At 41.5% G+C, this 18,468-nt stretch carries 10 protein-coding genes; all 10 read left to right on the top strand.

Going from position 1 to position 18,468, the window contains the following annotated elements:
• Positions 1-25 precede the first annotated feature (25 nt).
• Positions 26-2,881: a SusC/RagA family TonB-linked outer membrane protein gene (locus tag F597_RS19995; RefSeq protein ID WP_019538102.1), complete on the top strand. Its 2,856-nt coding sequence runs from the start codon at positions 26-28 to the stop codon at positions 2,879-2,881.
• 10 nt (positions 2,882-2,891) lie between these two features.
• Positions 2,892-4,640: a RagB/SusD family nutrient uptake outer membrane protein gene (locus F597_RS0102350; protein WP_026327039.1), complete on the top strand. Its 1,749-nt coding sequence runs from the start codon at positions 2,892-2,894 to the stop codon at positions 4,638-4,640.
• A 25-nt stretch (positions 4,641-4,665) separates the two neighbouring features.
• Positions 4,666-5,679 carry a DUF5627 domain-containing protein gene (locus F597_RS0102345; protein ID WP_026327038.1) on the top strand — a complete coding sequence of 338 codons (1,014 nt, stop codon included), beginning with the start codon at positions 4,666-4,668 and terminating at the stop codon, positions 5,677-5,679.
• An 87-nt stretch (positions 5,680-5,766) separates the two neighbouring features.
• Positions 5,767-7,659 (top strand): heparinase II/III domain-containing protein, encoded by a 1,893-nt coding sequence (locus F597_RS0102340; protein WP_019538099.1) that lies wholly within the window; start codon positions 5,767-5,769, stop codon positions 7,657-7,659.
• A 59-nt stretch (positions 7,660-7,718) separates the two neighbouring features.
• Complete coding sequence (locus F597_RS0102335; protein ID WP_169337961.1) at positions 7,719-8,915, top strand: glycoside hydrolase family 88 protein; 1,197 nt, start codon at positions 7,719-7,721, stop codon at positions 8,913-8,915.
• A 216-nt stretch (positions 8,916-9,131) separates the two neighbouring features.
• Positions 9,132-11,060: a heparinase II/III domain-containing protein gene (locus F597_RS0102330; RefSeq protein WP_019538097.1), complete on the top strand. Its 1,929-nt coding sequence runs from the start codon at positions 9,132-9,134 to the stop codon at positions 11,058-11,060.
• Positions 11,061-11,080: 20 nt separating this feature from the next.
• A complete protein-coding gene (locus F597_RS0102325) occupies positions 11,081-13,234 on the top strand; it encodes a polysaccharide lyase family 8 super-sandwich domain-containing protein (protein ID WP_019538096.1) in 2,154 nt (717 codons plus the stop codon).
• 22 nt (positions 13,235-13,256) lie between these two features.
• Positions 13,257-14,501 carry a glycoside hydrolase family 88 protein gene (locus F597_RS0102320; RefSeq protein WP_019538095.1) on the top strand — a complete coding sequence of 415 codons (1,245 nt, stop codon included), beginning with the start codon at positions 13,257-13,259 and terminating at the stop codon, positions 14,499-14,501.
• A 637-nt stretch (positions 14,502-15,138) separates the two neighbouring features.
• On the top strand, positions 15,139-15,639 hold the full coding sequence (locus tag F597_RS0102310) for an aldo/keto reductase (RefSeq protein ID WP_019538093.1): 501 nt from the start codon (positions 15,139-15,141) through the stop codon (positions 15,637-15,639).
• 187 nt (positions 15,640-15,826) lie between these two features.
• On the top strand, positions 15,827-18,445 hold the full coding sequence (gene alaS, locus F597_RS0102305; protein ID WP_019538092.1) for an alanine--tRNA ligase: 2,619 nt from the start codon (positions 15,827-15,829) through the stop codon (positions 18,443-18,445).
• Positions 18,446-18,468: the final 23 nt, after the last annotated feature.

Below are 18,468 nucleotides of genomic sequence, written 5' to 3'. Positions count from 1 at the left end.
AGATTATTAATACAAAATTTCACAAATGATGAAAAAGTATATTTTAATTATTTCAATACTCTTTTTCCTTTCAAATTATATTCCAACTATTGCAAGTGGCTTTTTCTGGCATGGTAATAATGATTCCTCAGGAATAAACGAATTACTGGATAACGGGGAGGAAAAGAAGGATACGGTAAATATAGCATTCAAAAGGATTACGACAGGTAATATTGTCGGGGCGGTAAGCGCTTTGAATGCTCCGGCAATTAATGAAGAGGACAATACAATTTGGGTTAGCGAAGTTTTTGCAGGGAGAACTATGGGGATGCTCGGAAATACGAATATCCGGGGTATAGGGATCAGTATCGATGTGGCAGACCTGACGGGAAGTGGAACTTTCTCAGGAAATGCATTATTTATTGTGGATGGACTACCGCGGGATATCGGTGGATTGAGAATGTCGGAAATTGAAAATATAACCGTGTTGAAAGATGTGAATGCTGCAATTTTGTACGGAAGCGCGGCCATTAACGGTGTTGTTTTAATTACGACCAAACGGGGAAAAACAGGTGAAAGCAGGAGAAATATCTCTGTGAACTATGGTATATCCACGCCATTAGAGTTACCTGAATTTTTAAATTCTGCAGATTATATGACGTATCATAACCGGGCGCGGATCAATGATGGATTAGAACCTCAATATAGCGACGAGATGATACAGAATTACAGGAGCGGTAATAAATACAGGTATCCTGATGTCGATTATTATTCAAGCGAGTATGTAAGGTCATTCAGACCTTATGTCGATGTGGCAAGTGAGTTTTCAGGCGGGAACGAGATGGCAAAATATTACCTGAATTTAGGAATGAATTCTGTAGGGTCATGGCTGAATTTCGGAGAAGGGGCCAATGCAAGGAATAACGTTTTTAATGTGAGAGGAAATGTTGATTTAAAGATTATTGACTGGATCAACACATCCATAGATGCTACTGCTCTTTTTGGAACGAGCAAAGGAGCACGGGGCAATTATTTTGGCAATGCCGCCACCCTGAAGCCGCATGAATACACACCGTTGATTCCCATTGATCTTATTGATCCCCAGAATACATTGCTATTGGGAAGAAAGAATGACGTGAATGGACAATATTTATTGGGAGGAAATATAAACCAGCAAACAACGCCTTTTGGAAATGGGTATGCCGGGGGAGTCAGCGAAAACATCTACCGGAACTTCTCATTTAACAACAGGATCAATTTCGATTTGGGTATGTTGACGGAGGGGCTCTCTTTTCATACCAATTTAAGTTTCGATTATTATACAGTATATAACCAAACTGTGGATAATCAATATTCTGTTTATGAGGCGGTTTGGGATGATAATGAAGATAAGATAATCGATCTGAAACAATATGGAAAGGATGCCCGCCCGGGTACGCAAACAGTGGGAGGTGCACTTTTCAGGAGGAGGATCGGTTTTTACGGATTGTTGAATTATGATAGGACTTTCGACGATATACATAATGTATCAGGTTCTCTTATAGGCTATGGGAGCCAGTTTAAAGAGACTCTGGACTTTCAGGGAGTGAAACATGCGCATTTAGGACTGCGTCTGGCATATACCTATGATAACAGATATATGGTTGATTTCAGCAATGCCTATGTCAATTCGGTAAAATTGGCTCCCAATAACCGACGTGCTTTTTCACCTTCTCTTGGTTTAGCATGGGTCATGAGCTCGGAAGAGTTCTTATCCTCGGCAAGCAATATCGATTTATTAAAGTTTAGGCTTTCAGGTGGTATCCTGAATTCAGATTTACCCATTGCTGATTTTTTTTATTATGATAATAGATACGGCACTTCAGGAAGCTATAACTGGTATGAAGGAACAAGAAGTAGAAGCGGTGTCATGTCTAACTGGGGGGAAAATCTAAATTTAGGATTTGCTAAACGTAAAGAGGTAAATATTGGTGTTGAAGGGTTGTTTTTCGATAAAATGATTGGATTAAATGCCAACTTTTTCTATGATATCTATAGTGATTTGGTCGTTCGTCCTTCCAGTAAATATGCGGGATTTTATAACGATTTTATTTCTTATTCAAACTTTGAGAAAGATTCTTATACCGGTTTGGAGGCTGGTGTTAATTTCAATAAATCCTTTGGTGACTGGAATCTACAACTCGGTGTAAATGCCTTGTATGTAACTTCGGAAAGGCTTATCGTGGATGAAGTATATGCCGATGAATACAGATACAGGAAAGGATATCCAAAAGATGCGACTTTTGGGCTGGAGGCACTCGGTCTATTCAAAGATCAGGCAGATATAGATAATAGCCCCTGGCAATCATTTGGCGCCGTTCGCCCGGGTGATATAAAATACAAAGACCAAAATGGGGATGGTGTTATCGATGGAAATGATGAAGTTTATCTGAGACGCTGGCAAGCTCCATTTTCCGGTGGTATGCATTTGAAGATTTCCTATAAAAACCTGACTCTTTTCGCGCTGGGTGAAGGTCGTTCAGGTGCCGATACTTTTATGGAGGGGGATTACTATTGGGTGGATGGAAATGATAAATATTCGGAGATAGTGCTCAATAGCTGGACTCCTGAAACGGCAAGTACAGCGACCTTCCCAAGGTTAAGTTCTGTTTCCAATAATAATAATTTCCGGAGATCGACATTCTGGTTATACAACAATGATTATTTCCAGATCAGGAAAGTGCAGTTGACTTATAAAATGCCTGAATCATTTATAAAAGCAATGAAAATGAATGATTTTGATCTTTTTATAGATGCTTCGAATCTCTACCAGTTTGCAAAGAATAAGAAAATCAGGGAGACCAACGTAGGGGGGAATCCTTATAGCCGCACATTCTCAATAGGATTAAGAACAAAATTTTAATTAGATGATTATGAAATTAAAAAAGATATTTTCTCTGTTTATAGGGTTGCTTTTCCTGTTTTCTGCATGTACCATGTTGGAACCGGAGGATGATAATCATAGTACGTTTGACAGAGTATTAAAGGATCCGAATTTTGCCGAAGGATTGCTGATAAGGGCATATACTTTTATTCCCACCAACGATTATCGGTTTGATGAAGTGGCCACTGACGATGCTGTTACAAATGACAAGTTCAGTTCATATATGAGAATGGCGACCGGTGAATGGTCATCCCTGTATAATCCTCAGGATCTTTGGACAAATTCTAACAGGGCAATCACCTATATCAATGAGTTTCTGACCGTTGTAAATGATGTCCCCTGGAAATGGACGGATGAGGAGTTGAATGACCTGTACGTTCGTAGATTGACAGGAGAATCGTATGCTTTAAGAGGCCTGTTTAAATATTTTATGCTGAGGAATCACGGTGGCTTGGATCCGGGAGGACAACTGTTGGGTTTACAGATCCTGGATACTTATCCTGTTGCCCAGGATGATTTTGCAAAATCCAGGGCAGGGTTTGATGAATATGTCAAAAATATTTACGCGGATCTGGATGAGGCGCTGAAATACCTTCCCCTGGATTATGGCGATAGGTCGACTCTTCCTTCCGGATTTAGCGGAATCCCTATGGATAAATACAATACCGTTTTTGGTAATTATAGCCAGCAGAGGATGAGCGGAAGGCATGCGAAAGCAATAAAAGCCCGCCTCGCCCTTTTAGTAGCGAGTCCTGCTTTTAACCCGGCAAATGATCAAAGCCTGTGGGCAAAGGCGGCTGATTATCATGCCGAATTACTGGATGAGATTAATGGTGTAGGAGGTGTGGATCCCAAAGGACATATCTTCTATCTGAAGGAACAAATTGATGCTGCCGACTTGAATAGTGGCGACAGAATGGACATACCTGAAATTCTATGGAGAAGACCTATCTATACAGATAGGGTAAAAGAGGAGAATAACTTTCCTCCCTCTTTGTTTGGCAGGGGACAGGTAAATCCTTCTCAAAATCTGGTGGATGCTTTTCCCATGGTGAATGGTTATCCGATCACTCATCCGGAATCGGGTTACAATGCTTCCGATCCTTATACAAACAGGGATCCCAGATTGGATCTCTATATTATCCGTGATGGAAGCAGATATAAGAATACGACTATCCGGACAGCTGTTGGAGGAGGTGTGAATGCCGTGGACTCCGTCACGAACTCTACACGGACCGGATATTATCTGAAAAAGCTTTTACGGGAAGATGTGAATGCCAATCCGGCATCTGCCGCCAATCAAAAACATTTTAACACACATATCCGGTATACAGAGTTGTTTTTGAATTATGCGGAAGCTGCGAATGAAGCGTGGGGTCCCACTGGTAGCGGCACACATGGATATTCCGCCAAGGATGTAGTATCTGCAATTCGTCAAAGAGCCGGTATCCAGCAACCGGATGCTTATCTTGCTGCTGTAACGGACAAAGAGGCAATGCGGGCTTTGATTCAGAATGAAAGAAGATTGGAATTATGTTTTGAAGGGTTCCGTTTTTGGGATTTGCGCAGATGGAAGAAGGATTTGACAGAACCGGTAAAAGGGGTTACTATTCAAGGTAATGTCTATTCTTATTTCACAGTCGAGCAACGGGCCTATAACAATGATTATATGCACTATGGCCCTATACCCAATAATGATGTTGTTAAATTCGGAATATCCCAAAATGCCGGATGGTAAAACTAAAACAATAATACTTACGAAGATGAAAAAAATAATATTCTTATCGATCCTCTTAATAGTATATTTTACTTCTTGTCGGAACTTTGATATAGAACACCCCGATTATGAATACACGGCTGGTTACTTTCCCTATCAGTTCCCTGTAAGGACGCTGGTGTTGGGAGATTATATCTATGATAACTCTAATGACAATGCTCATAAATTTCTTATTTCCGTGGGGATTGGCGGTGTTTATAGCAATGAAAAGGATAGGATCTTTAATATACAGGTTGACAACAGTCTATGTGATAATATTCTGTTTACTGCCGGTGGGAGCCAAATTAAAGCGCTGCCATCGAATTATTACCAGTTGGCCGCTAATCAGATCATCGTACCAAAAGGGAAAATAAATGGAGGAGTAGAAGTGCAGTTGACAGATGCCTTTTTCAGTGATCCTGATGCGACAAAAAACAGATATGTCGTTCCTGTACGGTTAATTAGTTCTAATGATGTGGATACTATTCTGGTCGGTCAGTCCCCTAATCCGAATGCAGATCCGCGTATTGTGTCACAATGGAATGTTGCTCCGAAAAATTTTACTATGTTTGCGGTAAAATATATCAATGAATTTCACGGAACATATTTTCATTATGGAAGTAATAATATAAAAGACCTGTCGGGAAATGTTGTAGAAAGTAACAGTTACAGCCAGCAATACGTTGAAAAGAATCCGACAGTAAAATTAACGACAACCGGAAGGTATCAGGTTTCTTTAAGTGCATTTTTTCAGTCAGAGATAATGGAAGGTACATTAAATATGATACTTACTTTCAATGGAAATAACTGTACTGTTGCTGCCCCTGATAATTCTCCCTACACAATTACCGGGACAGGGGAATTTCAATCAAAGAAATACAATTGGGGCAACAAAGAAAGAGATGGTATCGTATTAAAATATACCGTATCGGACGGTACCCATGTGTATGAGGCAGAGGAAACATTAGTAATAAGGGACAGGAATGTTGTAATGGAAGTATACTCACCTGTTCTTCTTTGATCTATTCTATTTTTAAGAGGATGTAATTTATATTAACATGAAACGAGCATGGTAATCGCTCTCACCCAAGAACAAAGTTTTAGTCATATGAAAACAAAACATACTTATTTTATCGGTTTATTGTCGTGTATCATAATGTTCTCATCCATGTCGACCAGGGGCATGGTGCAAGCTTCAGACCGGGATGATATCCCTAAGCTTAACAATCCGATGACAACACAATACCTGAAGAAGAATCTGAGTAAATCTCAACCACGGCTTGTGTTGAACAGGTCTGCCGAACAGATTCTCAGGCAAAAATTAAAAACAGACCCGGTAACGCAGAACATGTATAAAGCTATTCAACTGAATTCAGAAAAGATCCTGGAAGAGCCTTTGTTGGAGCGGATTCAAATTGGTCGGCGACTGTTGTCGGTTTCCCGTGAAATGCTTTACCGCATGAACATGCTGGGAATGATATACCGTATCGATAAAGATCCAAAAATATTGGAGCGAATCAACGATGAGTTGGTAGCCGTTTGTCACTTCCGGGACTGGAATCCGTCCCACTTTCTTGATGTTGCAGAGATGGCGATGGCGGTAGCTATCGGACTTGACTGGACAGCGGGTGATCTTCCAAAGTCTACCATCGGGTTGGCCGAAAAAGCCTTGATTGAGAAAGGCATTCAACCCAGTTGGCCAGAAGACGGGAAAAATCCCGGATGGGCATATGGAAATAATAATTGGAATCAGGTTTGTAACGGAGGAATGATCGCGGCTTCTATTGCAATTGCAGAGAAGGATCCCGAACTTGCTGCGAAAACTATCCATAGGGCGCTTGACGGATTACCCCGCTCTCTTGCATCCTATATGCCGGATGGGGTGTATCCCGAAGGGTCAACTTATTGGGGGTATGGAACAAGTTTTTCTGTGGTGACGATCGCGATGTTGGAAAGCGCTTTTGGAAATGATTTTGGATATGGCAATTATCCCGGGTTTAAAGAAAGCGCCCTGTTTAGAGTCCTTTGTAATGCTCCATCGGGCTGGTATTATAATTTTGCCGACTGTGGTGACAAGAGAGGTGTGAATGGGGATGCCATACTGGCTTGGTTCGCGACAAAAACCGGAAATAAAGCTTTTTTTGAAGAGGAAAGATTTCTAATGCCGGTTGAACAGATGAGAAGGTTAGACCGGTTAGGTGGAGCCGCATTGGTCTGGATTTCGCAGTATAGGGAAAGATCGGAGATGAAAATTCCTACCGCATGGAAAGGAGACGGACCGAATCCCATTGTGATATTTACAGGTGGGGAAAATGATCCACATCAATATTATTTTGGAGGAAAAGGTGGCAGGGGGACAGTGAATCATGGAAACATGGATGGCGGCTCTTTTATTTTCGAGTTGAATGGAATCCGTTGGGTTATTGATCCGGGAAATCAGGATTATCATGAACTGGAAAAAACCGGATTTAATCTTTGGGGAAGCTGTCAGGATTGTGAGCGATGGACTTTACTGACCAAAAATAATTATGGACATAGCACATTAACGGTAGATGATCAATTACATGTGGTGGATGGATTGGCTACAATAAAAGAATTCAAGGGTGGAAGTAATCCGGAAGCGACAATAGATATAACGCCTGCCTTTAAAAACCGGTTAGCAAAAGCAGAAAGAACGTTCGCTAAAGATACGCATACATCTCTGGTCATTGAAGATGATATCGAGTTACTGGATTCTACAAAATTAATTACATGGCAATTAATTACTCAAGCTGATATTGAATATACAAATTATGGAGTAAATTTGGTGCAGGAAGGAAAAAGACTTAAAGTTGAAAATTTATCACATCCCCAATTATTGTTTTCGATTGTATCTCTTCATCCTGCCCCGTTGAAACTTGACCGACAAATGAAGGGACTGAAACGATTAGAGTTAAGAATCCCAGCGTGGATGATCCAAAATAAAAAAGATAGAATAAAAATCAGATTGTCAGGTGAATAAAATAATATATGAACTTTTGGGAAATTATAATATTCATTGGTTGTATAAAATTAAAGTTGATGCAAATGAAAAAGTCTTCACTCCTGTTTTGTTTAGTTTTTACTGTTTTTTGTGTAAAATCCTGTCAGCATAAAGAGGCGGATAAAGTAGATATTATTGATGAAAATGTTGCCTTTGCTGCAGATCAGTACGGATTATTATTAGAAAGTATAGAAAATCCGGAAAAATTACTGAATCCGAAATCGTTTATCGATGGGAAAATAAAATTTATACCACCACAGGAATGGACATCCGGTTTTTTTCCGGGTAGCTTATGGTATATATATGAATTAACCGGCAATGAAGACTGGAAGAGTACAGCCATAAAATATACCGAGATGTTGGATACGATTCAGTATTATACAGGTAATCACGACGTGGGTTTTATGATAGGCTGTAGTTATGGGAACGGATATAGGCTGGCTGGAAATGAAGATTACAAAGATGTAATTGTACAAGCGGCCAAATCGTTATCCACACGTTATGACCCTGCTGTAGGATTGATCCAATCGTGGAACGCCAGTCCGTCAAGAGATTGGGAATATCCTGTGATTATCGATAATATGATGAATCTGGAGCTGCTCTTTGATGCGACTGAATTTTCGGGAGATTCCACATTTTATAATATTGCAGTGACCCATGCCGACAACACCATCAAAAATCATTACAGGCCGGATTACAGTACCTGGCATGTGATTGATTACAGTAAAAAAGATGGCTCAGTAAGGCATAGAAACACTCATCAGGGATATGCCGATGAAAGCGCCTGGTCCAGAGGCCAGTCATGGGGTATTTATGGGTATGTATTATGCTACAGGAAAACAAAAGACCCAAAGTATCTGGCACAGGCTGAGAACGCGCTTCAGTTTATCGCGAATCATCCAAATTATCCTGAGGATGGAGTTCCTTATTGGGATTATGATGCGCCGGATATCCCGGATACCTATCGTGATGCTTCAGCAGGATCCATTCTTGCTTCCGCTTTATATGAATTGTCCGCGTATTCAACTAAACGAAACTATAAAGAATGGGCAGATAGAATTATGAATACACTTTCCGGTCCCGATTTTAGGGCTTCGTTAGGTGAAAATGGAAATTTTATTCTGATGCATTCGGTAGGAAGTTTGCCGCATAATTCAGAGGTAGATGTCCCGTTGAATTATGCCGATTATTATTTTCTGGAAGCTTTAAAACGTAAAAAAGATCTGGAGAAATGAAATGAGCATGAGAACTATTCACTAAAATTAGTCATTTGTTCGCTATGGCAAAGATCAAACCAGTTTGTCTTTGCTCATTTAGCTTAACGCAAATGTTCTCACACAAGAACATGACTAAAAGCGAGTTGCCTCCGGCTAATACTTTTAAAGGAAGTCGGCGATTTCGCTTCGCTCAATTGTCATATGACACTATTGAAAATAAATAATTTTAATCATATGAAAAGAATACTGTTTTTAGCATTGATAATTGTTATTTCGATTGATGCTTTTTCCTATGAAAAGAGGGATATTCTTCAGAAAGAATCTCAAATGACCGGACTATCGGAAGTACTGGTAAAAGACTTCTCTGAATTAGGGTTTCCTGATTATAAAAACCGGAACTTCTGGAATAATCTTCCCGATACGATCAGGAAGCAATACATTGAAGGGGCAGAGAAATATTTAGATTACAACTGGCCTGTAGTAAGAGCGACCGACTATCTGGAGATTATCCGTTCAGGAGACAGAAGGCAGGGAGCCTATGCTGCACCGAGCAATGCGTTACAATCGCTGGTAATGGGTGAGCTGGCCGAAGGTAAAGGGCGGTTTACCGACCAGATAGTGAATGGTGTGTGGTATTATAGTGAACAGACCTGGTGGGGCTGGTCGGCCCATTTATCGTCCCAAAAAGCAAAACATGGTCTGCCCGATGTGAATGAACCGATCATCGATCTGGGAGTAGGTGAAATTGCCAATGTGCTTTCATGGACCTGGTTTCTTTTCAAAGATGAGTTTGATAAAATACATCCCCTTATTTCACAAAGGTTGAAACAGGAAATCATGAATAAAGCCGTGATCCCGTATTATGAACGCAATGATTTCTGGTGGATGGGATTTGACTCCAGATCGGTCAATAACTGGAATCCATGGACAAATCATAATATGCTTACCGCTATTCTTATTCTGGAAGATGATCATCAAAGAAAGATCGAGAATGTGGAGAAAGTAATCCGTTCGTTGGATGCTTTTGTAAACTCATATCCTGATGATGGAGGGTGCGACGAAGGACCATCCTACTGGGGGAGAGCCGGTGCCTCTCTTTACCAATGCCTGGATTTACTTGCAAGGGCAACCAAGGGTAAATTCAATGTATATGACAACCAGCTTATTAAAAATATGGGAACCTACATCTATAAAGCTTATATAGACTATCCCTATTTTATTAACTTCGCTGATGCGGATGCCACAACCGGAGGGCGCCCTGCGATCATTTATAATTATGGAAAAGATATTCAGGACCCCGTGATGCAACAATTTGGCGCTTTTTTAGCAGAAAAGCAAAATTGGGGAATCAGAAAACCAGGAGAGAAAATTGATGAGCAAATTATGCAGTTGATGTATCTTGATGAAATCGGTAAAGCAACAGCTAAAAATGCGCTGATAAGTGATTTTTGGTTGCCCGATATTCAGGTAGGAGGAGGCAGGGATAAAGCCGATACCTCCGAAGGTTTTTTCTTTGCTGCTAAAGGTGGCCATAATGCGGAGAGCCATAATCATAATGATTTAGGTTCCTGTGTTTTATATTTCAATGGTAAACCCTGCCTGATTGATCTGGGACGGGAGACATATACTGCACATACTTTTAGTAGCCGGCGTTATGAAATATGGACCATGCAATCTCAGTATCATAACATACCAAAGATCAATGGTTCTGACCAGTTGGCAGGCAGAGAGTATAAAGCAAAAAATACCGGTTTTAAGTCTGACAGCAAACAGGTTATTTTCTCAACTGATATAAGCGATGCATACCCCAAAGAGGCAGGAATAAAAAAATGGGAAAGGAGTTATCGGTTGGATAGAGGAAAGCAGTTTGTTATAAAAGATGTGTATCAATTCAATAAGACCCCTGATAATACCACCACGCTGAACTTTATTACTTACTGTAAAATTTCACAAAATAGCCCCGGGAGCTTACTACTTCAGGGCGAGAATTTTATATTGGAGATGAAGTATGATTCGAAAGCTCTGGCCCCGGAAATTGAATTTATAGAGGTAACCGATGGTGGATTAAAGCGTTATTGGCCCAATGGAGTTACAAGGATCGTTTTCACGCTAAAGACACCAAATACCGGAGGAGAAAATAGTATAACAGTAGCCAAAAAATGATCTAACCACAGTAGAAAGCTATGAACAGACTATCTTGTATCGTCATATTTTTAAGCCTGTCCTTTACATTATTTTCAAGGACATCAATTTCCTCCAATCCTGATATGGGAGTGATCAGAGATAGAATTACCGATGGACTTTTAGGTTCAGGTGTAAATGATCATCATATAAAGGAGTTAATGAGAGGGTTGAATAGTGAAGGATGCTGGTCTGAAATCAATTATGAAGATCTTTCAAGGACAGCTTTTGAAAATTCGAAACATACTTCACGTCTGGTTATGTTATCCCGGGCATGGCGTAATCCTGCATCGTCATTTTATAAAAATAAGGAATTATTGGAAAAGATTGAAGCAGCACTGGCTTTCTGGGTTAAAAATGATTTTATTTGTGAGAATTGGTGGAACAACGAAATTGGTACTCCAAACGATTTAGCCAATACGTTGCTCCTTGTGGGGGATGAATTACCAAAAGATCTGGTTCATAAAACCCGGCCAATAGTAGGCAGGGCACATCTTGAAGCCGATGGAGCACGCCCAAGCGGTGACAGGATAAAAATTGCGGATATCTATGCGCGGAATTTGCTGTTCTTTGAAGATGAAAAGCGATTTGGAGAGGTGGTGAAAGTCATTGAAAACGAAATTAAATTTGAAACAGGCAGGGGAATGCAGCATGACTACAGCTTTCATCATAGGGATGATAGGGTGAACAATACATTATCATACGGTCTCCAGTTTGCAGATGTTTTTGCTGTTTGGGCAGATTATGTGGCCAATACCGGTTATTCTTTTTCCGAGGAAAAAATACAGATACTGGTCGATTATTATCTTGATGGTATCTGTAAAATGATGGCTTTTGGTAAATATCCCGATTTGGGAGCTAAAAACAGAAGTATAAGCCGTTCCGGTGCATTGCGTGCTATGGGAACATCTACTCCCGAAAAATTGCTAAAAGTGACAGATTATAGAAGCAAAGAATTGCAGGAGATTATCTCAGTCCGGTCTGAAAATGCAAAATCAACGGGGATATACTCTAAATTCTTCTGTTTGTCCGAGTATTCAAGTCATCAAAGACCTGCTTATTTCTCTTCCGTAAGAATGTATTCAAAGAGAAATTGTAATATGGAAGTACCCTATAATGGCGAAGGATTATTGAATCATTATTTGGGGGATGGAGCCAATTATGTATATGTTGATGGAACAGAATATTACGATATTTTCCCCGTATTTGATTGGCAAAAAATTCCAGGTACGACAATTTTACAAAAACCGGAGTTAATTCCTGAGAAGGATATACAAAAATGGGGATTGACAACTTTTGTCGGTTCTGCTGCTGATGGTAGATACAATGTCTCCGCTTTCGATTTTGTAAGTCCTCATGATAAAACAAAAGCAAAGAAATCGTGGTTTTTCTTTGATGATGAATATGTTTGTTTAGGGAGTGGAATCAGTTCAGATGAAAATTATCCGGTGGTTACTACTCTTAATCAGACTCATCTAAAGGGCGATGTGGTCGTGAATGAGAATGACAAAAAAACTATTCCGGAGCAAGGAGAAAGAAGATTAAGTTCGGTACAGTGGATATATCATAACGGAATAGCTTATTTTTTTCCGAAACCAGCAACAGTCGATTTGGGTAATCAGCCTCAAAGGGGAAGTTGGTCGGGGATTAACAGGCAAGCCGGGATATCAACGCAAGAAGTCAGTAGGGAGATTTTCAAGCTATGGATCAATCATGGTACTCATCCTCAGAATGAGACATATGAGTATGTCGTAATTCCTGGAGTGCCAACCCGTTCATTGGATAAAAGAGTGAAGAATATTCAGGTAGAAACTATAAAAAATTCCAACGAGATACAGGCGGTAAGGCATAAGAAATTAAATATTGTTCAGGCTGTATTTTACCAACCCGGTACGTTAAAAATCACGGATAAGTTATCACTCTCCACTGAAAATCCCTGTATAATAATGTTAGAATACGACAAGGATGTACCGGTAAAGATAACCGTATCCGATCCTAATAGATATCTGGAGTCGCTCTCTTTTTCTTTATCTGCTAAAGTTCAGAATAGGCCGGATATGTCATCCGAGTGGGATGAGGAGAAAAGAGTAAGCCGTCTGACGGTAAAACTTCCTGCCGGTATATATGCCGGAGAAAGCAAAGTTATTCGTCTTTAGTGAAAATAAATATTTTAATCATATGAGAACAAAATTCTTTATTTCAACATTTTTACTTACTGTTTTTGTTTTATTAATTTCATGCACCTCTGAAAAGCCGAAGGATATAATCGCAGAAAACTTCGATTTCGCGGAACAACAATTGCTTTATGCCGTAGATTTAACGGATGAAGCCATCAAAAACGATACAAGGGATTCGCTGGCGAAAGCTAACAGGCCACTGGTGAGTCCCCGGACAATGGGAGAGGACGGTTCTCTTGTAATGGTTCCTGCCCGCGATTGGACAAGTGGTTTTTTCCCCGGAGAACTTTGGTTTATGTATGAATATACCAAAGATCCGAAATGGGAAGAGCTTGCCGTTCGGTTTACTTCTCCCCTGGAGAGCCAGAAACTGAATAAAGGCACTCACGACCTCGGATTTATGATATATAACAGCTTCGGTAACGGCCTTCGTCTGTCGCAGAAAACAAATTACAGTGAAATCATCATGGATGCCGCCCGTTCATTGGCTTCAAGGTATAAACCCGGAGCAAAGGTTATCCGCTCATGGGATCATAACCGTGATAAATGGCAATGTCCTGTAATCATTGACAATATGATGAACCTTGAATTGCTGTTCCGGGCCTTTAAAGAGAGTGGCGACTCTACTTTCTATACAATCGCGGTAAACCATGCAAATACTACAATGGAAAATCATTTCAGGAATGATTACGGTACATGGCATGTAATTGATTATGACACTATAACCGGGGAAGTACTTCATCGTAATACCCACCAGGGATATGCCGATGAATCCACCTGGTCGCGCGGGGAGGCATGGGCATTATACGGGTATACCATGACTTATCGTGAGACAAAAGATGAAACTTATCTTACTCATGCACAAAATATTGCTGATTTCATTTTTTCCCATCCCAATCTTCCTGAAGATTTGATCCCTTATTGGGATTATAATGCTCCTGAAATTCCCAATGAACCGCGCGATGTTTCCGCTGCAACGGTTACAGCCTCGGCATTATATGAATTAAGTCTTTACGGAGGGGAAAAGGCCGATGAATATAAAAAATGGGCCGATACAATTATAGAAAACCTCACGAATAACTACAGAGCCACTTTACATTCTGACGCAGGATTCCTGCTGCTGCACAGTACAGGAGCGAAGTCGTTGAATTCGGAAATTGATGTGCCTCTCGTATATGCCGATTATTATTTCCTTGAAGCGCTGTTGAGAAAATCAAAGATCGAAAACAAACAGTCTTTGTTTTGATAAAATATTAGGTGGCGTTACTAAATGTCAGGAAACTAAGGCCAGAGAACAGATAAGTATAACTTTTTCATCTTCTCCGGCTCTTTTTTATTTGAACCTCTCTGACAAAATATCCCTGCATCTGTTCATCATTGAATGACTAATTTCTCTCCCTTTCTTTTGTGAAATACGGATTGTTTCGCCAACACCACACACAAAAATAGCCTGAAAGACAATGACTAACTTTAGTGAATGATTCTCATGCTTGTTTCATCCTTCAAGAATACAAATACTTCCTTGGCCTGAAAAATATCTTATTCTGAGAATGCCAAACTTTAACGCCGAAAAACTGTTTTCTAATAAGATGTAAACACGAGATTGAAATTAGGTTATATTATTCATTTCACGTATCATAATTGATTTTCAATCTTTTGAGGTTTAAAATAATTAAAATTATTGAGTGTTCAGTACTTAAAAGTAGAATGGGAATTATGAACAGATCTTTTTTATTGGTTATTGTAATGATATCACTTATTACAGGTATGGTAAAGGCTCAAAATGATTATTATAGCGAGGAACTGATTCCCGTGGTTACATTCGGCCCCAGCCGGGGCACAATTTCAACAGTTTTGAACAAAACAGGATAACATAAAAAATTATGGGAACACGCAGAAATTTTATCACCAAAGCAGCAGTGGCGTCCGCGGCTGTTGCTGCCGCTCCGCTGGCTTCATTCGGCAGAGAGACCGGCAATAGAAAAAATGGTCCTTTACAGGTACCGTTGGGTTCAATGGCGAATTCGAAGGAGAAACTCTGGAACGCCGCCAGGTTCCCGTCCAAATTCGGGATTGGAGGTGTAGCAATCGGCAACGGTTTTCACGTGAACACGAACGAACAGATTACCCATACTCTGCAGACGGCATGGGATGCAGGTGTGAGGTATTATGATACCTCCCCTTTTTACGGGGTCGACCTGCGTACTGTCGCTTTGCAGTTTTCGGCCTTGCATCCTGCTGTAGGATCCGTTATACCGGGAGCAAGCCTGCCGGAACAGGCCAAAGCTAATGTGGAATCCTTTGCGGAAAAAATTCCCGCAGACCTTTGGAGAGAGCTGAAAGCCGGGAAACTTATCGAGGAGAATGCACCGGTGGGAGACTGAAGAAACTTCGGAAGTGGTTTTCATTTACTCACTTGGGGATATGAAGTTTTTCATGTAATTTTGCGTTCTGTTTAAATAAAGAGCAAAAGGCAGGGAGAAAATCGGAGAAAACGGAAAATTCCGAAGCAGGTAATCCGGAACCGGTTATTCTTAGCCCTGAACAGTAAATGTATAACATATAACCCGTATGATGACTTCCAAAGAGATTAGACAGTCGTTTAAAGATTTTTTCCAATCGAAAGAGCACCGGATCGTGCCTTCAGCTCCCATGGTGATAAAAGATGACCCTACACTGATGTTTACCAATGCAGGTATGAATCAGTTTAAGGATATTATTCTGGGAAATGCGCCGGTGAAATATCCGCGCGTAGCCGATTCGCAGAAATGCCTGCGCGTGAGCGGAAAACATAACGATCTGGAGGAGGTGGGACATGATACTTACCACCATACCATGTTCGAGATGCTGGGCAACTGGTCGTTCGGCGACTATTTCAAGAAAGAGGCCATTGCATGGGCATGGGAATATCTGACGGAGGTGCTTGGATTAGATAAAGAACGGTTGTACGTCACCGTTTTTGAAGGGGCTGCTGAAGAAAATCTCGAACGGGACGACGAGGCGGCTGCTTACTGGGAAGAATATCTGCCCAAAGAACGGATTATCAACGGCAATAAACATGATAATTTCTGGGAGATGGGCGATACGGGGCCCTGCGGCCCCTGTTCCGAAATTCATATCGATATTCGTCCAGAAGAAGAACGGACTAAAATAGACGGATTGTCGCTCGTGAATCAGGGTCACCCCCAGGTGATTGAGATATGGAACCTGGTGTTTATGCAGTATAACCGTAAAGCAGACGGTTCGTTGGAGCCGCTTCCCGCTAAAGTGATTGATACCGGAATGGGATTTGAACGGCTCTGTATGGCGGTACAGGGTAAACTGTCGAATTACGATACCGACCTTTTTCAGCCTATAATCCGAAAAATAGGAGAGATAAGTAACGCGCTTTATGGCGAAGATACTGCGAAAGATGTAGCAATGCGCGTCGTTGCCGACCATCTGCGTACCATCGCTTTCTCCATTACCGACGGACAACTCCCCTCGAATGCCAAAGCGGGTTATGTGATCCGCCGTATCCTGCGACGTGCGGTACGTTACGGTTATACTTTCCTGGAAATGCACGAATCGTTTATGTACAGACTTATCCCTACGCTTATTGAAGTGATGGGTGATGCTTATCCCGAACTGGCAGCACAGCAGATGCTTATTGAGAAGGTAATGAAAGAGGAGGAAGAATCGTTCCTGCGAACGCTGGAAACCGGTATCCGTCTCCTGGAGAAAAACCTGCCCGAACAGGAGGGTGGGGTGTTGAGCGGCGAAGTGGCTTTCCAGCTTTATGATACTTTTGGTTTCCCGCTGGATTTAACGGAACTGATCCTGCGTGAACACGGCATGACGGTCGACGTAGCCGGCTTCAGTACTGAAATGGAGAAGCAGAAACAACGTGCCCGTAATGCCGCTGCGGTAGAGACCGGCGATTGGACTAAAGTGCGTGATGGTGAACCGGAGTTTACAGGATATGACGAAACCGAAACCGAAACCCGTATACTGCGTTATCGTGCTGTAAAACAAAAGAACAGGGAATTCTTTCAGATTGTGCTTTCACGCTCTCCCTTCTATGCTGAAATGGGGGGACAGGTGGGTGATACCGGCTGGCTGATTCCTGAAGAAGGCGAGAAGATCGATATTTTTGATACCAAGCGGGAGAATAATCTGGCAGTGCATTTTACGTGGAAATTACCGGCAAATATAGAAGGAACCTTTACTGCCCGGATCAATACAGAAAAGCGGACGGCTACCGAATGTAACCATACTGCTACCCACCTGATGCACGAAGCGCTTCGTGAGGTGTTAGGCATGCATGTGGAACAGAAAGGGTCGTATGTATCCCCTGAACTGCTGCGGTTCGACTTCTCCCATTTCGGGAAGATGACACCCGAAGAGATTCGTGAAGTGGAAAGACGGGTGACTGCAAAAATACGGAGTAATTATCCTATTGAAGAGCATCGCCACGTGCCTATAGAAGAGGCAAAAGCCCAGGGAGCAATGGCATTGTTCGGTGAGAAATACGGCGATGACGTACGTACTGTCCGTTTCGGTTCTTCTATTGAATTGTGCGGTGGTACGCATATCTCATCTACGGGACGTATCGGCACATTCCGTATCATTACCGAGAGTGCCATTTCGGCCGGTGTACGCCGTATCGAGGCGGTAACAGCAAAAGTGTGTGAAAATTATCTTTATGCTAAAGAAGATGCATTAGTCGAGATAAAGAATCTATTGCATAATGTGCCTGATGTAATGCAGGGGGTCCGCCGGTTGCTTGCCGACAATGAAGAGATGGAAAAAGAGATCCGGGAGTATGTGAAAGAGAAGACCGAACAGTTGAAGCAGCGGATTATTGATAAAAAACAGGATATCCATGGTATAACCCTCTTTAAGCTGATTATGCCGATGGGACCGGTTGACGTAGTGAAAGATATCGCTTATCAACTGAAAGGACAGTTCCCGGAGAAGATGATGTTTGTGGGTGGAACTTCTACTGACGGAAAACCCAGCCTTACCGTTATGCTGACGGATGATCTGGTGGCCGGAGGGTTGCACGCCGGAAATATGATACGTGAAGCGGCCAAACATATTCAGGGCGGTGGAGGCGGACAACCACATTTCGCTACCGCTGGCGGCAGGAACGCCGATGGGTTGATTGCGGCTGTAGACTCAATTGTCCAGAAATTGAATGATTATTGATTTGATAATGTGATGATTTACTG

It is taken from the genome of Proteiniphilum acetatigenes DSM 18083, from assembly GCF_000380985.1.
In the GTDB taxonomy this organism is placed as follows: Bacteria; Bacteroidota; Bacteroidia; order Bacteroidales; family Dysgonomonadaceae; genus Proteiniphilum; species Proteiniphilum acetatigenes.
This window is presented reverse-complemented; position numbering and strand designations above follow the sequence as displayed.

Bases quoted from the DNA above. Each gene is read 5' to 3' on its own strand.
- F597_RS0102330 (WP_019538097.1), top strand. From the start codon at position 9,132: ATGAAAAGAATACTGTTTTTAGCATTGATAATTGTTATTTCGATTGAT.
- F597_RS0102345 (WP_026327038.1), top strand. From the start codon at position 4,666: ATGAAAAAAATAATATTCTTATCGATCCTCTTAATAGTATATTTTACT.
- alaS (WP_019538092.1), top strand. From the start codon at position 15,827: ATGATGACTTCCAAAGAGATTAGACAGTCGTTTAAAGATTTTTTCCAA.
- F597_RS0102310 (WP_019538093.1), top strand. From the start codon at position 15,139: ATGGGAACACGCAGAAATTTTATCACCAAAGCAGCAGTGGCGTCCGCG.
- F597_RS0102340 (WP_019538099.1), top strand. From the start codon at position 5,767: ATGAAAACAAAACATACTTATTTTATCGGTTTATTGTCGTGTATCATA.
- F597_RS0102325 (WP_019538096.1), top strand. From the start codon at position 11,081: ATGAACAGACTATCTTGTATCGTCATATTTTTAAGCCTGTCCTTTACA.
- F597_RS19995 (WP_019538102.1), top strand. From the start codon at position 26: ATGATGAAAAAGTATATTTTAATTATTTCAATACTCTTTTTCCTTTCA.
- F597_RS0102350 (WP_026327039.1), top strand. From the start codon at position 2,892: ATGAAATTAAAAAAGATATTTTCTCTGTTTATAGGGTTGCTTTTCCTG.
- F597_RS0102320 (WP_019538095.1), top strand. From the start codon at position 13,257: ATGAGAACAAAATTCTTTATTTCAACATTTTTACTTACTGTTTTTGTT.
- F597_RS0102335 (WP_169337961.1), top strand. From the start codon at position 7,719: ATGCAAATGAAAAAGTCTTCACTCCTGTTTTGTTTAGTTTTTACTGTT.